The organism is Massilia sp. 9096, from assembly GCF_000745265.1.
Taxonomy (GTDB): domain Bacteria; phylum Pseudomonadota; class Gammaproteobacteria; order Burkholderiales; family Burkholderiaceae_D; genus Telluria.
This window is the reverse complement of the sequence record NZ_JQNN01000001.1, coordinates 1,330,973-1,349,978: the sequence shown is the minus strand read 5'-3', so window position 1 is coordinate 1,349,978 and position 19,006 is coordinate 1,330,973. Positions and strand designations below refer to the sequence as shown.

Here is a 19,006-nt window from a genome sequence, read left to right as displayed (position 1 = left end):
CTGCGGGTGGAAGATAGCCCGTTATTATACAGTGTCGGACAACCCGCCGTCCCGCCCCTGACCGAGGCGGCGGCCAGCGGTTGCCCTGCGCCGGAGGAAGCGGTATCGTAGTGCGGATCAACACGCCCGACGCGCCCATCCATGCCAGAACCCAGCCAAGCTCCCAGCGCGCCGAACGCGCCATCGATCGTCCAGCCGAACACCCAGCTCACGGTGCTCGTGATCGACCCGAATCCGGGCATCCGCGCCAACCTGCAGAACATGCTGAACGCGCTGGGCATCACGCGCATCGAATACGCGGTCAATGCCGCCACCGCCGTCAAGCAGCTGCAGCGGCGCCAGCCGGACGTCATCCTGTGCGAGTACGACCTCGGCGGCGCGCGCGGCGCGACGGGCGGCAGCGGCGAAGGCCAGGACGGCCAGCAGCTGCTGGAAGACCTGCGCCACCACAAGCTGATCCCGCCGTGGGCGATCTTCATCATGCTGACCTCCGAGGGCAGCTACGAGCGCGTGCTCGGCGCCGCCGAGCTGCAGCCGACCGACTACGTCCTGAAACCGTTCACCGCCGAGACGCTCAACGGGCGCATCGCACGCGCGCTGGCGCGCCGCGCCGCCCTGCTGCCGGCCTACACGGCGGCGGCCCAGGGCGACCTGCGCGCGGCGATCGCCGTGTGCGCGCAAGCCGCCAAGGAACAGCCGCGCTACGCGCTCGACTTCGCGCGCCTGCGCGCCGAGCTGCACACGGCGCTGCGCGAACACGCGGAGGCGGAAAGCCTGTACCGCCAGGTGGTCGCCAGCCATGCCCTGGGCTGGGCCAGGCTGGGATTGGCGCGCGCGTTGTTCGCCCAGGGCCGCGCGCCGGAAGCGGCCGAGCATCTGGAACAACTCATCGCCGACAACCCGCGCCTGATGGCCGCCTACGACCTGCTGGCGCGCTGCCACGAGGCGCGCGGCGAGACGGCCGCGGCGCAAAAGACGCTGGCCGGCGCGGTGGCGATCTCGCCCCACGTGCTGCGGCGCCTGCGCAAGCTGGGCGAAGTGGCGCTGGACAGCGGCGACATGGAGACCGCCGAGAAGTCGCTCAGGCAGGTCGTGACGCGCTCGCGCCACTCGGAATTCCGCAATCCCGAAGACCACGTCAACCTGGTGCGTGCGCTGGTCGGCAAGGGCGACCCCGTGGGCGCCGGCAACGTGATCCGCGACCTCGAACGCTCGCTGCGTGGCACACTCGAAGCGCAAGCCTGCAAGTCGCTGTCGAGCGCCCTGCTGCTGGACGCCACCGGCAACGCCGGCGCGGCGGTGGCGGAACTCAAGCAGACCGTCGGGGCGCTGCGCAGCGGCGCCGCGCTGTCGAACGTCTTGCGCGTCGGCGTGGCGCGCTCCTGCCTGGCGCACCGGCTCGACCAGGAAGCGGCCGAGGTGATGATCGGCGCGATGAGCAACGCCGACACCGGCGCCGGCCCGGATGCCGGTCCGGTCACGCCGCAGCAGGCGGTCGACGTGTTCATCCAGGCCGGCCGTCCCGAACTGGCCGACGGCATGGGCCGGCAGCTGCGCGCCCAGGCCCAGATCCTGCTCGGCGTGGCCGACGAGAAGCGCAACATGGGCGACGTGCGCGGCGCCGTGCAAACGCTGCTCGAAGCGCTGCACATGGCGCCGGGCAACCTGCAGGTGATGATCGCCACCGTCGGCGGCGTGCTCAGGCAGATCGCCGAGATGGGGTGGGATCATCCGCTGGCGGGGCTGGCGCAGGAGCAGCTGGAGAATATCCGCACGCTCGATCCTGCACATCCGCGCCTGGCGGCGCTGGATGGCGAGCTGGCGGCCTGCAAGCGCAAGTACGGCATTTCGGGCTGATCGGCACTCAGGCTTGCCATCCACAGGCAGCCAGCCGCTCGTTCGGGCTCGGACCCGAACGAAGCGACTCCCCTACTTCATGCTGCTGACGGCCGGGATCGTACCTGGCGTACCGGTCGTGGGCCGCGATCGCGCGAACATCACCGCGACCGCGCCGAGCAGCGAGGAAAAGGCCAGTCCATACAGACCGCCCTGGATCGACCCGGTGCGCTGCTCGAGGATGCCGAAGGCCGCCGGGGCCACGAACCCGCCCAGGTTGCCGAGCGAATTGATCAAGGCGATGACGCCGGCGGCGACACGCACGTCCAGGTAAGACTGCGGGATCGGCCAGAACAGCGAGGACGCGGCCTTGAAGCCGATCGCGGCGAAGCAGATCGCGACGAAACCATACACTGGATCCGATGTGGCGGCCGACGCGAACATGCCGACGCCCGCGACCGCGAACGCCGCCGCAGTCCAGCCCTGCTGATGACGGTAGCGCCTCGACAGCGCGGCAAACGCGTACATGGCCACGATCGAGATGAGCCACGGGATCGAGTTGAACAGGCCGACCTGGAACTCGCTGTAGTGACCCATCTTCTTGATGATCGTCGGTAGCCAGAAGGTGGCGCCGTAGATCGTCAACGAAATCAGGAAGTAGATCGCACAGAACAACAGGATCTGGGCGTCGCGCAGCAGGGCCCAGCCGCTGACGCCGACCGGGCGGTCGGCCTCGCGCTCCTTCTGTTCGGCCGCGATCTCGTGCGTCAGCGCCTCGCGTTCGGCGTCGCTCAGCCACTTGGCGTCGCGCGGCTCCGAATCGAGCAGGAACCACACCGCGACGCCGAGCACGACGGAGAAGAGGCCTTCGATGATGAACATCCACTGCCAGCCGTGCAGTCCCATGCCCTCGACCTGGAGCAGGCCGCCGGAGACCGGCCCGGACAGGACCGAGGCCGCGGCGGAACCACTGAGGAAGACCGCCATCGCCTTGCCGCGGTCTGCGCGCGGCAGCCAGCGCGTGAAATAAAACACCACGCCCGGAAAGAAGCCGGCTTCCGCCACGCCCAGCAGGAAGCGCAAGGCATAGAACGACATCTCGCCCTGCACGAAGGCCATGGCGGTGGCCGCCAGGCCCCAGGTCACCATGATGCGGGTCAGCCACGCTTTCGCGCCGAAGCGCTGCAACAACATGTTCGAGGGCACCTCGAAAATCGCATAGCCGATGAAAAACAGGCCGGCGCCCAGGCCGAACGCCGCCGCGCCGATGCCAAGGTCGGCTTTCAGGTGCGGCCGCACGAAACCGATGTTGACACGATCGATGTAGTTGGCGATGAACATGATGACGAACAGCGGCAGCACGCGCCAATTCACCTTGCTGATCGCCCGTGCCAGGTCAGGACCGGCGCCGTGGGCGGCCGGCGTCGTCGCAGTCTGCGCTGCGCTGGTATTGGTTGGTTTCACGAATGTCTCCTTGATTGTTCTCGACCGGCCCAGAGGCGTGGCCTGCGCCGAGCTTACTTCAATCGTGCTCGGCTAGCGGCGTCGGCACAAGCCGCGCATCTCAGCGCCCCTTGGCCTGGCGCCAGGTCGCGAACGTGTCCTTCACATCCGGGTCGGTCGGCGGGTACAGGCCGAGGATCGTGCGGCCGCCCAGCACCTGCTCGGTGACGAAGTCTTCGAACGCGGTCATCTCGACCGCCTCGTCGGCAATCTCGTCGGCGATGCCGGCCGGGATCACGATCACGCCCTCGGCATCGCCCACCACGACATCGCCCGGGAACACGGCCGCGTCGCCGCAGCCGATCGGCACGTTGATGTCGAGCGCCTGGTGCAGGGTCAGGTTGGTCGGCGACGATGGGCGGCTGTGGTAGCTCGGGATTGCCAGCGCGGCGATCTCGGGCGAATCCCGGAAGCCGCCGTCGGTGACGATGCCGGCCACCCCGCGCACCATCAGGCGCGACACCAGGATCGAGCCCGCCGAGGCGGCACGCGCGTCCTTGCGGCTGTCGATCACGAGCACGGCGCCCGGCGGACATTCCTCGACCGCCTTGCGCTGCGGATGCCCGCGGTCCTGAAACACCGTGATCGGGTTCAGATCTTCGCGCGCCGGGATGTAGCGCAACGTGTACGCTTCGCCGACCATGGTGCCGCCGGCCGGGTTAAGCGGACGCACGTCCTGGATGTACTGGTTGCGCAGGCCGCGCTTGAACAGGGCGGTGCACAGGGTCGCCACGCTGACGCCCTTGAGTTTCTGGCGGGTCGAGTCTTTCATACGTTCCATGGTGTTCTCCTTGGAGGATTCGGTTCAGAAAAGATGGCGGATGCCGATGTCGATCGCGCGGTCGCCGGTGCCGCCGTCGGCGGCGTTGCCGAGCGTGTAGCTGGCGCCGTTCTTGTTGAGCATGCGTGCGTAAACCAGGTACACGTCGGTCGTGCGCGAGAAGTTGTAGCGGTAGCCTGCGGCAAACTGATCCGCGTCGCTCCTGGCTGCGGTCTTGTCGTCCTTGTGGATCCAGGATGCCAGCAGCGTATGCGGACCGCGCGGGATCGATACGCCGACCAGGGTGTCGGTGCTGTCCCAGGTGACCGAGGTCGAGGTCGGGGCCACCGCATAGCCATAAGGATTGGTGCTGTTGCGCAGCGTCGAGCTGAGCGGACCCTTGTTGACGTTGTAGGCTAGGTAGAGCTTGGCGACCTTGAAGTCGTAAGTGCCGCCGATCAGCGTGTTGCGCGCGCTCGGCAGGGTGCTGGCGACGGTCTCGTTGCTCTTGTCGTGGAAGGCGAAGCGCAGCGCCAGCGGCCCGTTGTTGTAGGCCAGGCCCAGGCCCATCGAACGCCCGGCAGTGGCGCTGCCGGCCACTTCGCCGGCCGCGTACACGAGTTCCGCGCTGGCGCCGCCCCAGATCGGGCTGGCGTACTTGATGCTGTTGTTCAGACGCCCGCCGTCGGACACCGCGTTGATCAGGTTTTTCTCGTCGCCCGAGGTGCCGCTCACGAAGGGGTCGACGAACACCGCCGCCAGGTAGTGCGGCGCATACTGGCGGCCCAGCGTGACGGTGCCGAAGTCGCGGTTCGACAATCCGACGTAGGCCTGGCGCCCGAACAGGATGCCGCCCTGCCCCGACAAGCCGGTGTCGGCCTGGATGCCGCTTTCGAGCAGGAACAGCGCCGTGTTGCCGCCGCCGAGGTCCTCAGTGCCCTTGAAGCCCAGGCGCGAGCCGGACTCGTTGCCGCCGGTAACCTTGGTGATTGATCCGGCCTTGTTGCCCGACTCATAGGCGACGCCGCCGTCGACCACGCCGTAGATCGTCACGCCGGTTTGCGCCCGCGCCGCCTGTTGCGTCAGCGCGAGCGCAGCCAGCGCGACCGCCGTTGCGAATGTTGCCTTGTTCATACCTGTCTCCGTTATGGTTTTTGTCTGCGATGCTGCTTAGAAGATGTCCGGTTCTCCGACCGGCGCACCGAAATCGGTCTGCAGGAAATCGAAGTCGCAGCCTTCGTTCGCCTGCCGGATATGCTGCGAGAACATCCAGCCGTAGCCGCGCTCGAAGCGTGGCGGCTGCGGCGTCCACGCGGCCTTGCGGCGTGCCAGCTCGTCGTCCGATACGTCCAGGTGGATCGAGCGCGCCTCGATGTCGACCGAGATCATGTCGCCGGTATGGATCAGCGCGAACGGTCCGCCCAGGTAGGCTTCGGGCGCGACGTGCAGGATGCATGCGCCGTAGCTGGTGCCGCTCATGCGCGCGTCGGACATGCGCAGCATGTCGCGCACGCCCTGCTTGACCAGCTTCTTGGGGATGGGCAGCATCCCCCATTCGGGCATGCCTGGGCCTCCCATCGGACCGGCGTTGCGCAGGATGAGGACGTGGTCGGCGGTGACGTCGAGGTCGTCGCGCTCGACCGCTTCCTTCATGCTCGGATAGTCGTCGAACACCAGCGCCGGACCGGTATGCTTGTAGAAGCGCTTCTCGCAGGCGCTCGGCTTCATCACGCATCCGTCCGGGGCGATGTTCCCGCGTAAAACGGCCAGTGCGCCTTCCTGATACAGCGCGTTCTCCGGCGTGCGGATCACGTCGTCGTTGTAGACCTCGGCGCCCTCGATGTTCTCGGCGAGCGTCTTGCCGTTCGCGGTCAGGCAGTCCAGGTGCAGCTTGTCGCGGATCCGTCCCATCAGGGCCGGCAGGCCGCCGGCGTAGAAGAAGTCCTCCATCAAGTACTTCTCGCCGCTCGGGCGGATGTTGGCGATCACCGGCACGGTACGGCTGATGCGGTCGAAGTCCTGCAGGCCGATCGCATGACCGGCACGGCGCGCCATCGCGATCAGGTGGATCACCGCGTTGGTCGAGCAGCCCATCGCCATGGCCACCGTGATCGCGTTCTCGAACGCGGCGTGGGTCTGGATGCGCTTCGGGGTCAGGTCTTCCCAGACCATGTCGACGATGCGCCGGCCGGCGTTGGCGCACATGCGGATGTGGTTGGCATCGGCGGCCGGGATCGACGACGCCCCCGGCAGCGTCATGCCGATCGACTCCGCGATCGCCATCATCGTGCTGGCCGTTCCCATCGTCATGCAGGTACCGGCGCTGCGCGCGATGCCGTATTCGATGCCGGTCCATTGCTCGTCGGTGATGTTGCCGGCGCGGCGCTCGTCCCAGAATTTCCAGGCGTCCGAGCCGGAACCCAATACCTGGCCCTTGTAGTTACCGCGCAACATGGGACCGGCCGGTACGTAGATCGCCGGCACGGCGGCGCTGGTCGCGCCCAGCAGCAGGCCGGGCGTGGTCTTGTCGCAGCCGCCCATCAGCACCGCGCCGTCGATCGGGTGCATGCGGATCAACTCTTCCGCCTCGATGGCCAGCAGGTTACGGTACATCATCGTGGTCGGCTTGACGGCGCTCTCCGACAGCGAAATCGCCGGCAACTCGACAGGGAAGCCGCCAGCTTGCAGGATCCCGCGCTTGACGTCATCGACGCGCTGCTTGAAGTGCTGGTGGCAAGGATTGATGTCGGACCAGGTGTTGATGATGCCGATGACGGGCTTTCCCATGAACTCATCTGGTGAATAGCCCATCTGCATGATACGGGAGCGGTGGCCGGAAGAACGCAGGTCATCGGGAGCGAACCAGCGCGCGCTGCGCAGCGTTTCGGGCGTTTTTTTAGTGATCATCGTGCCTCGGTAATCCAGTTAAGCGGAGTAGTTAAAGCATTAAAGCACTAATATATTAGTGTGTCAAAAACTTTGTATCGGACCAAATCGGCTATGATGCCGGTACATTCTTATAATGATTTTCGAACTTTCCGCCATGAATGCACTTCTTCAATCGCCGGAATTCACGCTCGACCGTTCGCGCCATGCGGCGCCCCAGGTGTTCGAGCGGCTGCGCGACATGATCATCGACATGTCCCTGACGCCCGGGACGGTTCTGTCGCGCACGGAACTCGCGGCGCGCTTCGGACTCAGTCAGACGCCGATCCGCGACGCGCTGCAGCGCCTGGGCGAGGAAGGCCTGGTCGACATCTTTCCGCAGCATGCGACCGTCGTGCGGCCGATCGAGGTCGCGCTGGCGCGCGAAGCCCATTTTCTACGCAGCGCAATCGAACTGGAGGTCGTGCACACGCTGGCCGAGCGACAGGACGCCACCCTGATCGCGAGACTGAAGTCCAACCTCGCACGCCAGCGCGCCCTTGCCGAAGAAGACGACGTGCATGAATTCAGCCAGGCCGACCAGGCCTTTCACCAGATGATGTACGTGGCAGCAGGCGTGCCGAACCTGTGGCATATCGTGCGCAGCCAGAGCGGCCACATCGACCGCCTGCGACGTCTCGATCTGCCCTCGCCGGGCAAGCGCGAACGTGTGCTCGCGGACCATGCCGAATTGGTGGGCGCCATCGAACAGCGTGACGCGGCGCTGGCGCAGACGGTGCTGCGCCGCCATCTTTCGGGCACGCTATCGAATATCGAGGAGATTCGGGAACGCCATCCGAGCTACGTCAGGTGAACTGCGACAGGTCGGTATCGCGCCGTCGTGAGGCTGCCGCCATCGCCGGCAGCGCAGATCAAACGCCGTAGCCACCGCCGCCGGGCGTCTCGACCACGAACACATCCCCCGGCCCCATCTCGGTCTTGCCGATGTGTCCCAGCTGCTTGACGCGCCCATCCGCCCGCTCGACCAGGTTGCGTCCTTTCTCCCCGGGCGCGCCGCCGGCCATCCCGAACGGCGCATGGATCCGGTTGTTGGACAGGATCGCCGCCGTCATCGGCTCCAGGAACCGGATGCGGCGCGTGCCGCCATTGCCCCCATGCCAGCGCCCCGCCCCGCCCGAACCTTCACGAATCGCATAACTGTCGAGGCGCACCGGGAAGCGGAATTCCAGGATCTCCGGATCGGTCAGGCGCGAGTTGGTCATGTTGGTTTGCACCACCGAGGTGCCGTCGAAGCCGTCGCCGGCGCCCGAGCCGCCCGAAATGGTCTCGTAGTACTGGTAGCGCGCATTCCCGAAGGTGAAGTTGTTCATCGTGCCCTGCGAGGCCGCCATCACGCCGAGCGCGCCGTACAGCGCGTTGGTGATGCAGGTCGAGGTCTCGACGTTGCCCGACACAACCGACGCCGGATAATGCGGGTTGAGCATCGAGCCCGGCGGGATGATGACCTTCAGCGGTTTCAGGCAGCCGCCGTTGAGCGGGATCTGGTCCTCGACCAGCGTGCGGAACACGTACAGCACCGCCGCCATGCAGACGCTCGAGGGCGCGTTGAAGTTGTTCGGCAGCTGGGCCGAGGTGCCGGTAAAGTCGACTTCGGCGCTGCGCGCGGCCTGGTCGACGCGGATCGCCACCTGGATGCGCGCGCCGTTGTCCAGGTCGACCGTGAAGGCGCCGTCCTTCAAGACTTTGACCACGCGCCGCACCGCTTCCTCGGCGTTGTCCTGGACGTGGCCCATGTAGGCGCGCACCGTCGGCAAGCCGTAGTAGGCGACCATCTTGCGCAATTCGTCGACGCCCTTCTGGTTGGCCGCGACCTGGGCGCGCAGATCGGCCATGTTCTGGTCGGGATTGCGCGCCGGATAGGGCGCGGCGCCGAGCATGGCGCGCGTTTCAGGCTCGCGCAGCACGCCATCAAGACCGTCGACCAGCTTGAAATTGTTGATCAGGACGCCCTCCTGCTCGATGTGCGTCGAGTCCGGCGGCATCGAACCGGGCGTGGTGCCGCCGATGTCGGCGTGGTGCCCGCGCGAGCCGACGTAAAAGAGGATCTCCTGGCCGGCCTCGTCGAACACCGGCGAGATGACGGTGACGTCCGGCAGGTGGGTGCCGCCATTGTACGGGTCGTTCAGCACGTAGACGTCGCCGGCCTTCATCCGGCCGGCATTCTGGCGCATCACCGTCTTGATGCTCTCGCCCATCGAACCGAGGTGCACCGGCATGTGCGGCGCGTTGGCGACCAGGTTGCCGTCCGCATCGAAGATCGCGCACGAGAAGTCCAGGCGCTCCTTGATGTTGACGGAATACGCCGTGTTCTGCAGGCGCAGGCCCATCTGCTCGGCGATCGACATGAACAGGTTGTTGAAGATCTCGAGCATCACCGGATCGACCGTGGTGCCGATCGCGTGGCGCTCGGGCAGCGCTTCGACGCGGCGCAGCACCAGGTGGTCGTAGGCCGTCACCTCGGCCTGCCAGCCCTGCTCCACCACGGTGGTCGCATTCGCCTCGGCGACGATGGCCGGGCCGCGGATCACGTCACCGGGCCGGATGTCGGCGCGCTGGTAGACGGCGGTGTCGCGCCACTGGCCGTCGCCGAACATCGGCACGGCCTCGCGCGCGCGCGCAGGCGTGCGCGCGGCCGGCGCGTCGATCGCCACCGGCTGCTCGGGCGGCGCGTCCGAGCGCCCCAGCGCCTCGACCGACAGCGCTTCGACGACCAGCGCCTTGCCCGGCATGAGGAAGGAAAAGCGGCGGCGGTAAGCCGTCTCGAACGCGGCCTGCATCGCACCGACAGCGTCGAAGCCGACCACGATCGCCGAATCGGTGCCTTCGTAACGCAGGTGCACGCGCCGGATCACGTCGATCCGCTCTCCAAGCACGCCCTGCGCCAGCAAGGCCGCGCGCGCCGAGGCGGCCAGCGCATCGAGCTGCGCTCCCAACGCGTCGGGCTCGAGATCGAGCAGGCGCCGTTCGATCGCGCGCTCGCGCATCGCGCTCTGGTCGGCCAGGCCCATGCCGTAGGCCGACAGCACGCCGGCCAGCGAGTGGATGAAGACGGTCTTCATGCCGAGCGCGTCGGCCACCAGGCAGGCGTGCTGGCCACCGGCGCCGCCGAAGCTGGTCAACGCGTACTCCGTGACGTCGTGGCCGCGCTGCACCGAGATCTGCTTGATCGCGTTGGCCATGTTACCGACGGCGATGCGGATGAAGCCTTCGGCCACGGCCTCCGGCGCTGGCTTCTCCCCGGTCGCCGCGCCGATCCGCACCGCCATCGCCTCGAAACCGGCGCGCACGGCGTCGACGTCGAGCGGCTGGTCGGCATTCGGCCCGAACAGGCGCGGGAAATTCTCGGGCCGGATCTTGCCGAGCATGACGTTGCAGTCGGTAACCGTCAGCGGCCCGCCGCGCCGGTAGCTGGCCGGGCCCGGATTGGCGCTGGCGCTGTCCGGACCGACGCGGTAGCGGCTGCCGTCGAAGTGCAGGATCGAGCCGCCGCCAGCGGCCACCGTGTGGATGCTCATCATCGGCGCGCGCATGCGCACCCCGGCGACCTGGGTCTCGAACACGCGTTCGAATTCGCCCGCATAGTGCGACACGTCGGTCGAGGTGCCGCCCATGTCGAAGCCGATCACCTTGGAAAAGCCGGCCAGTTCGCTGGCGCGCACCATGCCGACGATGCCGCCGGCCGGGCCGGACAGGATGCTGTCCTTGCCCTGGAAGGCGCGCGCATCGGTCAGGCCCCCGCTCGATTGCATGAACTGCAGGTTCACGCCGGGCAGCTCGCTCGCGACCTGGTCGACGTAGCGGCGCAGGATCGGCGACAGATAGGCGTCGACGACCGTGGTGTCGCCGCGCGCGACCAGCTTCATCATCGGACTGACCGCGTGCGAGGTGGAGATTTGCGTGAAGCCGATCTCGCGCGCGATGCGCGCCACCGCTTCCTCGTGCGCGCTGTAGCGGTAGCCGTGCATGAAGACGATGGCGAGCGAGCGCAGGCCGGCGTCGAACGCCGCCTGCAGCGCGCGCCGCGCCTGGCCCTCGTCGAGGGGCTGGACCACGTCGCCGTGGGCGCCCATGCGTTCGTCGATCTCGGCCACGCGCGCGTACAGCAGCTCGGGCAGCACGATGTGGCGGTCGAACAGGCGCGGCCGGTTCTGGTAGGCGATGCGCAACGCGTCGCGAAAGCCGCGCGTGATGACCAGCAGCGTCGGCTCGCCCTTGCGCTCGAGCAGGGCGTTGGTGGCCACCGTGGTGCCCATCTTTACCGCGCTGATCGACCGGGCGGCGCCGGACGGCAAGGCCTCGCCGGCCTTCAGGCCGAGCAGGTGGCGGATGCCGGCCACGGCCGCGTCGCGGTACTGCTCGGGATTCTCCGACAGCAGTTTATGCGTCGTCAGGGTGCCGTCGGGGCGGCGCGCCACGATGTCGGTGAAAGTGCCGCCGCGGTCGATCCAGAACTGCCAGTCCATGCGTACTCCATGCTGTCGAAACGAGGCCACATTGTAGTGCAGGCGCGTCGTGCAGGCGCAATCGCCCGTGCGGTGCGACAATGACATCCCGACCACGATGGAGTCTGCATGGACCAGCCGCGTAGTGACCAGTCGAGCGCGGGCGCGCTGTACAGCGTCGCCGAGATCCGCGCGATCGAAACCGAATCCCAGGCCAGGCTGGCGCCGGGCACGCTGATGCGGCGCGCCGGCGAGGCCGCCTCGAGCATGGCGCTCGAGCTGCTGGCCGGCGCCAAGGGGCCGGTGCTGGTGCTGGCCGGCCCCGGCAACAACGGCGGCGACGCGCTCGAATGCGCCGCCAACCTCGCCGACGCCGGGGTCGAGCTCGACCTGGTGCTGCTGGTCCCGGACGCGCCGGCGCCCTCGCCCGAGGCGGCGCAGGCCATGGCGCGCGCACGCGCCGCCACGGTCCGCTGGGTCCACCAGATCGACGCTGGACGCGGCTACCGGCTCGCGCTCGACGGCCTGTTCGGCATCGGCCTCGCGCGCGCGCTGGCGGGACGCGCGCGCGCACTGGTGCAACAGCTCGACACGCTCGCCTGTCCGGTGCTGGCGCTCGACGTGCCCAGCGGCCTGGACGCGGATACCGGCGCTATCGTTGGCCACGACGGCGTCGCCGTGCGCGCCACCCACACCCTCACCTTCCTGGGCGACAAACCCGGCCTGCACACCGCCGACGGCTGCGACCACGCCGGCCGGGTACGGGTCGAGCGGCTCGGCGTCGACCCGGCGCAGACGGCCCCGCCCCGGGCCGGCATGAACGCACCGGCGCTGTTCAGGACGCAGCTGCGGCCGCGCCGCCAGAACTCGCACAAGGGCAGCTACGGCGACGTGGCCGTGCTGGGCGGCGCCCACGGCATGGCCGGCGCGCTGCTGCTGGCCGCGCGCGCCGCGCTGTACGCGGGCGCCGGCAAGGTGTTCGCCGCCGCCATCGATCCGGGGCTCGGGGTGGATCCAACCCATCCGGAGATCATGTTCCGCGACGCGGCCGGCTTCGCTTTTGAAGACCGCACCGCCGCCGCCGGCCCCGGCATGGGCGACTCGGCGGTCGCCACGCGCGTGCTGGCCAAGGCGCTGGAGGCAAGCAAGGCCCTGGTGCTGGACGCCGACGCGCTCAACCTGATCGCCGCCAGTCCGGACCTGCAGGCACGCGTGGCGGCCCGGCACGAGCCGGCGATCCTGACCCCGCATCCGCTCGAGGCGGCGCGCCTGCTCGGGGTGACCGCGGCGGTCATCCAGGCCGACCGGCTGGAAAACGCGCGCGAGCTGGCGATGCGCCTGAACGCGGTGGTGGTGCTCAAAGGCGCCGGCAGCGTGATCGCGCGGCCCGACGGCGCGGTGGCGATCAACCCGACCGGCAACCCGGGCCTGGCCACCGGCGGCACCGGCGACGTGCTGGCAGGGTTATGCGCGGCCTTGCTGGCCCAGCATTGGCCGGCGTGGGAAGCGGCGCTGGGCGCGGTGTGGCTGCATGGGGCGGCGGCGGACCGGCTGGTGGCGGATGGCGTGGGGCCGATCGGGATCACGGCCGGCGAGCTGCCGGCGGCGATCCGCGCGGCGCTCAATGCACTGGTGGTCGACCACCAGGCGCGCTAGGCGGCCGGTTCGGGCCACCAACTCAGGCGACCAACTTTCCGGCGGCGATCGTCAGCGTCCGTCCGCAGCGCGCCGCCATCGACGGGTCGTGCGTGACCAGCACCAGCGTCGAGCCGCGCTCGCGGTTCAGTTCGAACATCAGCTGCACCACCGCTTCGCCGGTGGCGGCGTCCAGGCTGCCGGTCGGCTCGTCCGCGAACAGCAGCGGCGGCTCGGTGACGAAAGCGCGCGCCAGCGCCACGCGCTGCTGCTCGCCGCCGGACAGGTATTTCGGGTAGTGGCGTAAGCGGCTCGACAGGCCGACCCGGCCCAGCATCGCCTCGGCTTTTGCGCGCGCGTTGCCGTCGCCGCGCAATTCCAGCGGCAACATCACGTTTTCCACCGCATTCAGGTGCGCCAGCAACTGGAAAGATTGGAACACGAACCCCAACTTGGCCTTGCGGAAGGCGGCGCGGCCGTCCTCGTCGAGGGCGAAGATGTCGGTCCCGTCGAGCAGCACCTTGCCGGTCGAGGGCGTGTCCAGGCCGGCCAGCAGGCCCAGCAGCGTCGACTTGCCCGACCCCGATGCGCCGACCAGGGCGAGCGTTTCGGCCGGTTGCACGGTAAAATCCACTTCGTGCAGGATGGTGAGTTCGCCGCTGGCGTCGGCGACGCGCTTGGACAGGCCGATCACCTCGATCGCCGGATGCGCGCCGTTGCGGCCGTCGCGGCCGGTATCGCCGCCTGCCGTCACGCTCGCTGCCACGCTCGCAGCCGGATTTGGCACCTCGTTTTTTGAAGCCTCGGGAATATCACGCATGCTTGCTCATATGAAGAAATGGATCGTCGGCCTGGGCGCGGCCTTCGCGCTGGCCGCCGCCGGGAACGCGTATTCTGCACCAAAAACCATTCTGGTGGTCGGCGACAGCCTGTCGGCCGAGTACGGGCTGGTGCGCGGCACCGGCTGGGTCGCGCTGCTGGACCAGCGCCTGCGCGCCGAAAAGATCGACGCCACCATCGTCAACGCCAGCATCAGCGGCGACACCACCAGCGGCGGCCGCTCGCGCCTGCCGGCCCTGCTGGCCCAGCACCATCCGAACGTGGTGGTGCTGGAACTGGGCGCCAACGACGGCCTGCGCGGCCTGCCGGTGAAATCGGCCGAGGACAACCTGCGCGCGATGGTCGACATGGCCGAACAGGCGCACGCCAAGGTGCTGCTGGTCGGCATGCGCATGCCGCCCAACTACGGCCGCGCCTACACCGACCGCTTCGCCGGCATGTACACGGACCTGTCGACGCAGGAAAAGGTGCCGCTGGTGCCGTTCATGCTGGACGGCGTGGCGCTGGTGCCGGCCAATTTCCAGGCCGATCGCCTGCATCCGCTGGCGACCGCCCATCCGACCATCCTCAACAATATCTGGCCCCAACTGGCGCCGCTCCTCAAACGATAACAGCGCGCCCATCCAACGCGATACAACAACGACAATGAAATACCCCGCCGTCCTGAGCTTTGCCGACATCCTGCCCCAACTCGACGCCTTCGATACCATCATCGACGCGCGCAGCGAGTCCGAGTTCGCGCTCGACCGCATCCCCGGCGCCATCAACTGCCCGGTGCTGAACGACGAGGAGCGCATCCTGGTCGGCACCACCTACAAGCAGGTCGGCGCATTCGAGGCGAAAAAGATCGGCGCGCCGCTGGTCGCGCGCAATATCGCGCACGCGATCGACACGCTGTTCGCCGACAAACCGAAAGACTGGAAGCCGCTGGTCTACTGCTGGCGCGGCGGCAACCGCAGCGGCTCGATGGCGTACATCCTGGCCAAGGTCGGCTGGCCGGTGGTGCAGCTCGACGGCGGCTACAAAGCCTTCCGCAACTACGTCAACGGCGCGCTGGACACCCCGCCGGAACTCGACTTCCGGGTGATCTGCGGCACCACCGGCAGCGGCAAGAGCCGCCTGCTCGAGACGCTGGAGTCGATCGGCGCCCAGGTGCTCGACCTGGAACGCCTGGCCGCCCACCGCGGCTCGGTGCTGGGCCAGCTCCCGGGCGAACCGCAGCCGAGCCAGAAGCGCTTCGAGACCGAGATCTGGGACAAGCTGCGCCGTTTCGATGCGGCGCGTCCGGTGTTCGTCGAGTCCGAGAGCAAGAAGGTGGGCAATTTGCGCGTGCCCGAGGCCGTCATGGAACGCATGCGCGCCGCGCCCTGCATCGCGCTGCAGCTCGATCGTCCCAAGCGGGTCGACCTGCTGATGGAGGATTACCAGCACTTCGCGCGCGACCCGGACGCCCTGCTGGTCCAGCTCGAGCACCTGGTGCAACTGCACGGGCGCGCCAGGATCGACGCCTGGCGCGAGCTGGCGCACGGCGGCGGCATGCCGGAACTGGTCGACCAGCTGCTGGTGCAGCACTACGACCCGGCCTACCTGCGCTCGATCGACCGCAACTTCGTCCAGTATCCTCAGGCGCAAGCGCTGGTCCTGCCCGGCATCGGCCAGGACGATTTCCTGGCCGCCGCGCGTACGCTGCACGCGGCCTGATCCACGCGCCCCGGGTGCAGGCCTGCACGCGCCCGGCCGTGCGCGCGTGCGCGTGGCCGCGCTATCCTGCGCCGGCAAGACACCCGGAGCTGCGTCATGGCATGCTTCACCGGCATCGCCGACCCACCGAATAGCCGCTGGAGCACGGCAGCATCGCCTGATGGCGGCGCTGCGCTAGCGAGCGCCCGCCCTGTCCGCCCTTCCCTATACTCGCTGAAGTAAATTGACGAAATTACTTCTAAACCGAATCAATAGGGAGGTAAATACAATGGAAACTCCGGATTCCCTGCCCCAGCAGGACTCGAATCAACAAATTGGACGCCGCGCTTTCCTGATGAGCGCAGCCGCCGGCGCGGCCGCAGCCGCCGGCGCAACCGGCAACGCTGCCGGCGCCGTGCCGATGGCGCCGCCGGGCGACATCAAGGTGCAAAAGAAAGGCCGCCTGCAAGGCAAGTCGGTGGTGATCACCGGCGCCGCGCGCGGTATCGGGCGCGCGCTGGCGGTGGCCTTTGCCGCCGAGGGTGCCGACGTGATGGGCATCGACATCGCCGGCCCGGTCAGCGCGATTTCCGAGGCGACGCCGTCCTCGCGCGCCGACCTCGACGAGACAGCGCGCCTGGTGCAGGGCTACGGCCGCAAGTTCGTGCCGGTGGTGGCCGACGTGCGCGACGTCGCCGCGCTGCGCAAGGCTGCCGACCGCGCGAATCACGAATTCGGCAAGATCGACATCGTGATCGCCAACGCCGCCATCCAGACCATGAAGCCGCTGATCGAGATGGACGACCACGAGTGGCGCGACGTCATCGACGTCAACCTGAACGGCTATGCCAACACGGTGCGCGCCTTCGCGCCGTCGATGGTGGCGCGCAAGAACGGCCGCATCCTGATGATCGCGTCGCGCCAGGGCCGCCAGGGCTGGAAGAACGGCTCGAGCTACTCGGCCTCGAAATGGGGCATCATCGGGCTGATGAAGTCGGTGTCGCTCGAACTGGCCGACAAGGGCATCACCGTCAACTGCATCGAACCGGGCCTGGTGGACACCCTGCTGACGCGCAACCCGACCCGCCTGAAGGGCGCGATCGCCGAGATCCAGCACTCGGAACCGCCGGCGCAGCCGCCGTCGATCGACGAGGTCGCGGCCGGCCTGGCCAAGCAGAGCCCGATGCACCTGCCCTGGCTGGACGCGGCCGACATCGCGCCGGTGGCGGTGTTCCTGGCCTCGGACGAGGCGGCCCGCATCTCCGGTTCGACCTATGACGTCACGGCGGGCGACAGCGCGCACTATACGGCTTAAGGCCCCGGCCCCATGAAAAAAGCCCGGTCCGCTCGCGCGGCCGGGCTTTTCGACATTGGCGGGACGGGCCCGGTCAGTCGTCGTTCTTGGTGGCGCCGAGATCGGCGGCCTTGACGTTGACCTTGGCCTTGGCCTTGTGCTTCAGGGCTTCGACGTAGCCATACATCTCGGCGCTGCCGACGGCCCGGCCGATTTCCTGCGCCTCCTGCTGGCGGCGCGTCACGTCCGGCTGGGCCGGCTGGGTGACCTGGGTAATACGGTACACGCCGTAGCCCACGTTCGGGATGTCGACGCCCACCACGGCCGGCAGCTTGCTGACGTCGGCCTTGAGCACCGCGAGCGCGGCGGCCGGGTTGATCGGCGGCTGCTGGGTGCGCGAGAGGGTCTTGGCCTCGCCGAAACCGGCGGCGTCGCCGCCCTTGGCCGCCGCGAGCTTGGCTTCGCCGGCCTGGCGCGCCAGACGTGCCGCTTCCTCCTGGGTCACGCGCTGGCGGATGCTACCTGCGACTTCGGCCAGCGAGCGCTTGGAAGCCGGCTTGAACTCGACCACGCGGCCAGCCACCAGGGTGCTCGGCGCGACTTCGATCGCCTGGGTGTTGCGCTTGTTGGTCAGGGCGTCGTTCGAGAAGATCGCCTTGAGGAACTTCTCGTTGTTGACCGGCGAAGCGCCCAGTGCCGGGTTCGGCGTGGCGGTCAGGCCGTCGGCGGTCTGGATGCTCAGGTCGAGCTTGTCCGCGGCCGGCTTCAGGCTGTCGGACTGGTCTTCGATGGTGTTGGCGAAGCTGTCGGCCAGTTCGGTGTACTTGGCCGACATCTTCTGCTTTTTCAGCTCGGCGACGATCTGCGGCTTGGCTTGTTCCAGCGTCTGCTGCGCGGCCGGCACGACCTTGGTGACCTTGACGATGTGGTAGCCGAACTCCGACTTGACCAGGTTGCCGATCTCACCTTCCTTCAGGCTATAGATCGCGTCTTCGACCGGCTTGGCGAACACACCCTTTCCGATGTTGCCGAGGTCGCCGCCCAGTTCGGCCGAACCCGGGTCTTGCGACTGCGCCTTGGCGATCCTGGCGAAATCGTTCGGGTTCTTCTTCACCTCGGCGAGGATCGCTTCGGCCTTGGCCTTGGCCGCGGCATCGGCCGCCGCCGGCGCGTCCTTGGCGACCGTGATCAGGATGTGGCTGGCGTTGCGCGTCTCCGGGGTCGAGAAGCGCGCCTTGCCCTTGTTGTAGGCATCGAGGATCTCGGCGTCGGACACCGTCACCGCCTTCTCGACGGCGGCCTGGTCGAACACCAGGTATTCAGCCTTGACCGTGGCCGGCACCTGGAACTGCTCCGGATGCTTGTCGTAGTAGGCCTTGACCATATCGTCGGTGACCTTGACCTGGGCCGCGTAGTTCGCGGCCGGGAACAGCAGTTCCTGAACCTGGCGCTGCTGGTCGTTCAGGTCCGACAGACGCGCGGCGACGCTGCGCGGGGCGAACGCGGTCGCCTGGACGCCGGCGGCAAGCTGCTGCACCGCCATGTCGTGGCGCATGCGCGCGTCGAACATCTCCGGGGTCATGCCCTGGGCGGCCAGCGCGGCCTTGTACTGGTCCATGTCGAAGCTGCCGTCGGGTTTGCGGAAGGCCTGGATGTCCAGGATGGCCTTTTGCAGCGCGGCGTCGCTGACGGTCAGGTGCTCGCGGGTCACCTCGGCGTTGACGGCGCGCTCGGCCACCAGGTTGTCGAGAATGGCCTGCTTGGCTTCCGGCGAATCGAACAGCTTCTGGTCGAAGCGGGCGCCCATCTGCTGGCGCGCCTGGTCGATCTCGCGGCGCTGCGCGTTGTCCCATTCCTGGCGGGTGATCTCGCGCCCGTCCACGGTGGCCACGCCACTGTCGCTGCCACGGTCGTTGTAACGGCTCACGCCCACCAGCACGAAAGACGGCAGGATCAGCAGCAACAGCAGGAACTGCATCAGGCGCTGGTGATTACGGATAAATTCAAACATGGTCAGCCAATCAAGGTTGAAGATGCGTTTCAAAAAAACCGCAAAAAAAAAGGCGAACC

Annotated in this window: 13 protein-coding genes; 6 read left to right on the top strand and 7 right to left on the bottom strand. The window is 68.0% G+C overall.

All coding sequences use genetic code 11. The features are described from left to right. The first annotated feature begins 141 nt into the window (after positions 1-141). A complete protein-coding gene (locus FA90_RS05890; RefSeq protein WP_051971473.1) occupies positions 142-1,857 on the top strand; it encodes a tetratricopeptide repeat protein in 1,716 nt (571 codons plus the stop codon). 72 nt (positions 1,858-1,929) lie between these two features. Here FA90_RS05890 and FA90_RS05885 read toward each other — a convergent pair whose 3' ends face one another. From FA90_RS05885 to araD, 4 genes are all read right to left on the bottom strand, one after another. Beyond that, on the bottom strand, positions 1,930-3,231 hold the full coding sequence (locus FA90_RS05885) for an MFS transporter (RefSeq protein WP_051972113.1): 1,302 nt from the start codon (positions 3,229-3,231) through the stop codon (positions 1,930-1,932). A 169-nt stretch (positions 3,232-3,400) separates the two neighbouring features. Next, on the bottom strand, positions 3,401-4,111 hold the full coding sequence (locus FA90_RS05880; protein ID WP_036166893.1) for a ribonuclease activity regulator RraA: 711 nt from the start codon (positions 4,109-4,111) through the stop codon (positions 3,401-3,403). Between the two features lie 33 nt (positions 4,112-4,144). Next, the gene (locus tag FA90_RS05875) at positions 4,145-5,233 is read right to left on the bottom strand and encodes a porin (RefSeq protein ID WP_036166890.1); all 1,089 of its coding nucleotides are present in this window, start codon (positions 5,231-5,233) and stop codon (positions 4,145-4,147) included. 36 nt (positions 5,234-5,269) lie between these two features. Continuing rightward, positions 5,270-7,006 carry an L-arabinonate dehydratase gene (gene araD / locus FA90_RS05870; protein WP_036166888.1) on the bottom strand — a complete coding sequence of 579 codons (1,737 nt, stop codon included), beginning with the start codon at positions 7,004-7,006 and terminating at the stop codon, positions 5,270-5,272. Positions 7,007-7,142: 136 nt separating this feature from the next. Here araD and FA90_RS05865 point away from each other — a divergent pair, with 136 nt between their 5' ends. Beyond that, positions 7,143-7,838 carry a GntR family transcriptional regulator gene (locus FA90_RS05865; RefSeq protein ID WP_036174337.1) on the top strand — a complete coding sequence of 232 codons (696 nt, stop codon included), beginning with the start codon at positions 7,143-7,145 and terminating at the stop codon, positions 7,836-7,838. A 58-nt stretch (positions 7,839-7,896) separates the two neighbouring features. Here the strand turns inward: FA90_RS05865 and FA90_RS05860 are convergent, their stop codons facing one another. Continuing rightward, a complete protein-coding gene (locus FA90_RS05860) occupies positions 7,897-11,508 on the bottom strand; it encodes a hydantoinase B/oxoprolinase family protein (protein WP_036166884.1) in 3,612 nt (1,203 codons plus the stop codon). A 108-nt stretch (positions 11,509-11,616) separates the two neighbouring features. Between FA90_RS05860 and FA90_RS05855 the strand changes: the two genes are divergently transcribed. Then, positions 11,617-13,143: a bifunctional ADP-dependent NAD(P)H-hydrate dehydratase/NAD(P)H-hydrate epimerase gene (locus FA90_RS05855; protein ID WP_051971472.1), complete on the top strand. Its 1,527-nt coding sequence runs from the start codon at positions 11,617-11,619 to the stop codon at positions 13,141-13,143. 22 nt (positions 13,144-13,165) lie between these two features. Here FA90_RS05855 and FA90_RS05850 read toward each other — a convergent pair whose 3' ends face one another. Beyond that, complete coding sequence (locus FA90_RS05850; protein ID WP_373994591.1) at positions 13,166-13,942, bottom strand: ABC transporter ATP-binding protein; 777 nt, start codon at positions 13,940-13,942, stop codon at positions 13,166-13,168. 10 nt (positions 13,943-13,952) lie between these two features. Between FA90_RS05850 and FA90_RS05845 the strand changes: the two genes are divergently transcribed. The 3 genes from FA90_RS05845 (at position 13,953) to FA90_RS05835 (ending at position 16,957) form a co-directional block, all read left to right on the top strand. Continuing rightward, positions 13,953-14,573: an arylesterase gene (locus tag FA90_RS05845; protein WP_239700556.1), complete on the top strand. Its 621-nt coding sequence runs from the start codon at positions 13,953-13,955 to the stop codon at positions 14,571-14,573. A gap of 34 nt (positions 14,574-14,607) precedes the next feature. After that, the gene (gene mnmH, locus FA90_RS05840; protein WP_036166880.1) at positions 14,608-15,663 is read left to right on the top strand and encodes a tRNA 2-selenouridine(34) synthase MnmH; all 1,056 of its coding nucleotides are present in this window, start codon (positions 14,608-14,610) and stop codon (positions 15,661-15,663) included. A gap of 268 nt (positions 15,664-15,931) precedes the next feature. Continuing rightward, positions 15,932-16,957: an SDR family NAD(P)-dependent oxidoreductase gene (locus FA90_RS05835; protein WP_051971471.1), complete on the top strand. Its 1,026-nt coding sequence runs from the start codon at positions 15,932-15,934 to the stop codon at positions 16,955-16,957. A gap of 73 nt (positions 16,958-17,030) precedes the next feature. On the opposite strand, the gene FA90_RS05830 is transcribed toward FA90_RS05835, so the two are convergent. After that, positions 17,031-18,947: a SurA N-terminal domain-containing protein gene (locus tag FA90_RS05830; protein WP_036174325.1), complete on the bottom strand. Its 1,917-nt coding sequence runs from the start codon at positions 18,945-18,947 to the stop codon at positions 17,031-17,033. Positions 18,948-19,006: the final 59 nt, after the last annotated feature.

Coding starts and splice junctions, on each gene's coding strand:
- FA90_RS05890 (WP_051971473.1), top strand. CDS start 142: ATGCCAGAACCCAGCCAAGCTCCCAGCGCGCCGAACGCGCCATCGATC.
- FA90_RS05880 (WP_036166893.1), bottom strand. CDS start 4,111: ATGAAAGACTCGACCCGCCAGAAACTCAAGGGCGTCAGCGTGGCGACC.
- FA90_RS05875 (WP_036166890.1), bottom strand. CDS start 5,233: ATGAACAAGGCAACATTCGCAACGGCGGTCGCGCTGGCTGCGCTCGCG.
- araD (WP_036166888.1), bottom strand. CDS start 7,006: ATGATCACTAAAAAAACGCCCGAAACGCTGCGCAGCGCGCGCTGGTTC.
- FA90_RS05865 (WP_036174337.1), top strand. CDS start 7,143: ATGAATGCACTTCTTCAATCGCCGGAATTCACGCTCGACCGTTCGCGC.
- FA90_RS05860 (WP_036166884.1), bottom strand. CDS start 11,508: ATGGACTGGCAGTTCTGGATCGACCGCGGCGGCACTTTCACCGACATC.
- FA90_RS05855 (WP_051971472.1), top strand. CDS start 11,617: ATGGACCAGCCGCGTAGTGACCAGTCGAGCGCGGGCGCGCTGTACAGC.
- FA90_RS05850 (WP_373994591.1), bottom strand. CDS start 13,942: ATGCGTGATATTCCCGAGGCTTCAAAAAACGAGGTGCCAAATCCGGCT.
- FA90_RS05845 (WP_239700556.1), top strand. CDS start 13,953: ATGAAGAAATGGATCGTCGGCCTGGGCGCGGCCTTCGCGCTGGCCGCC.
- mnmH (WP_036166880.1), top strand. CDS start 14,608: ATGAAATACCCCGCCGTCCTGAGCTTTGCCGACATCCTGCCCCAACTC.
- FA90_RS05835 (WP_051971471.1), top strand. CDS start 15,932: ATGGAAACTCCGGATTCCCTGCCCCAGCAGGACTCGAATCAACAAATT.
- FA90_RS05830 (WP_036174325.1), bottom strand. CDS start 18,947: ATGTTTGAATTTATCCGTAATCACCAGCGCCTGATGCAGTTCCTGCTG.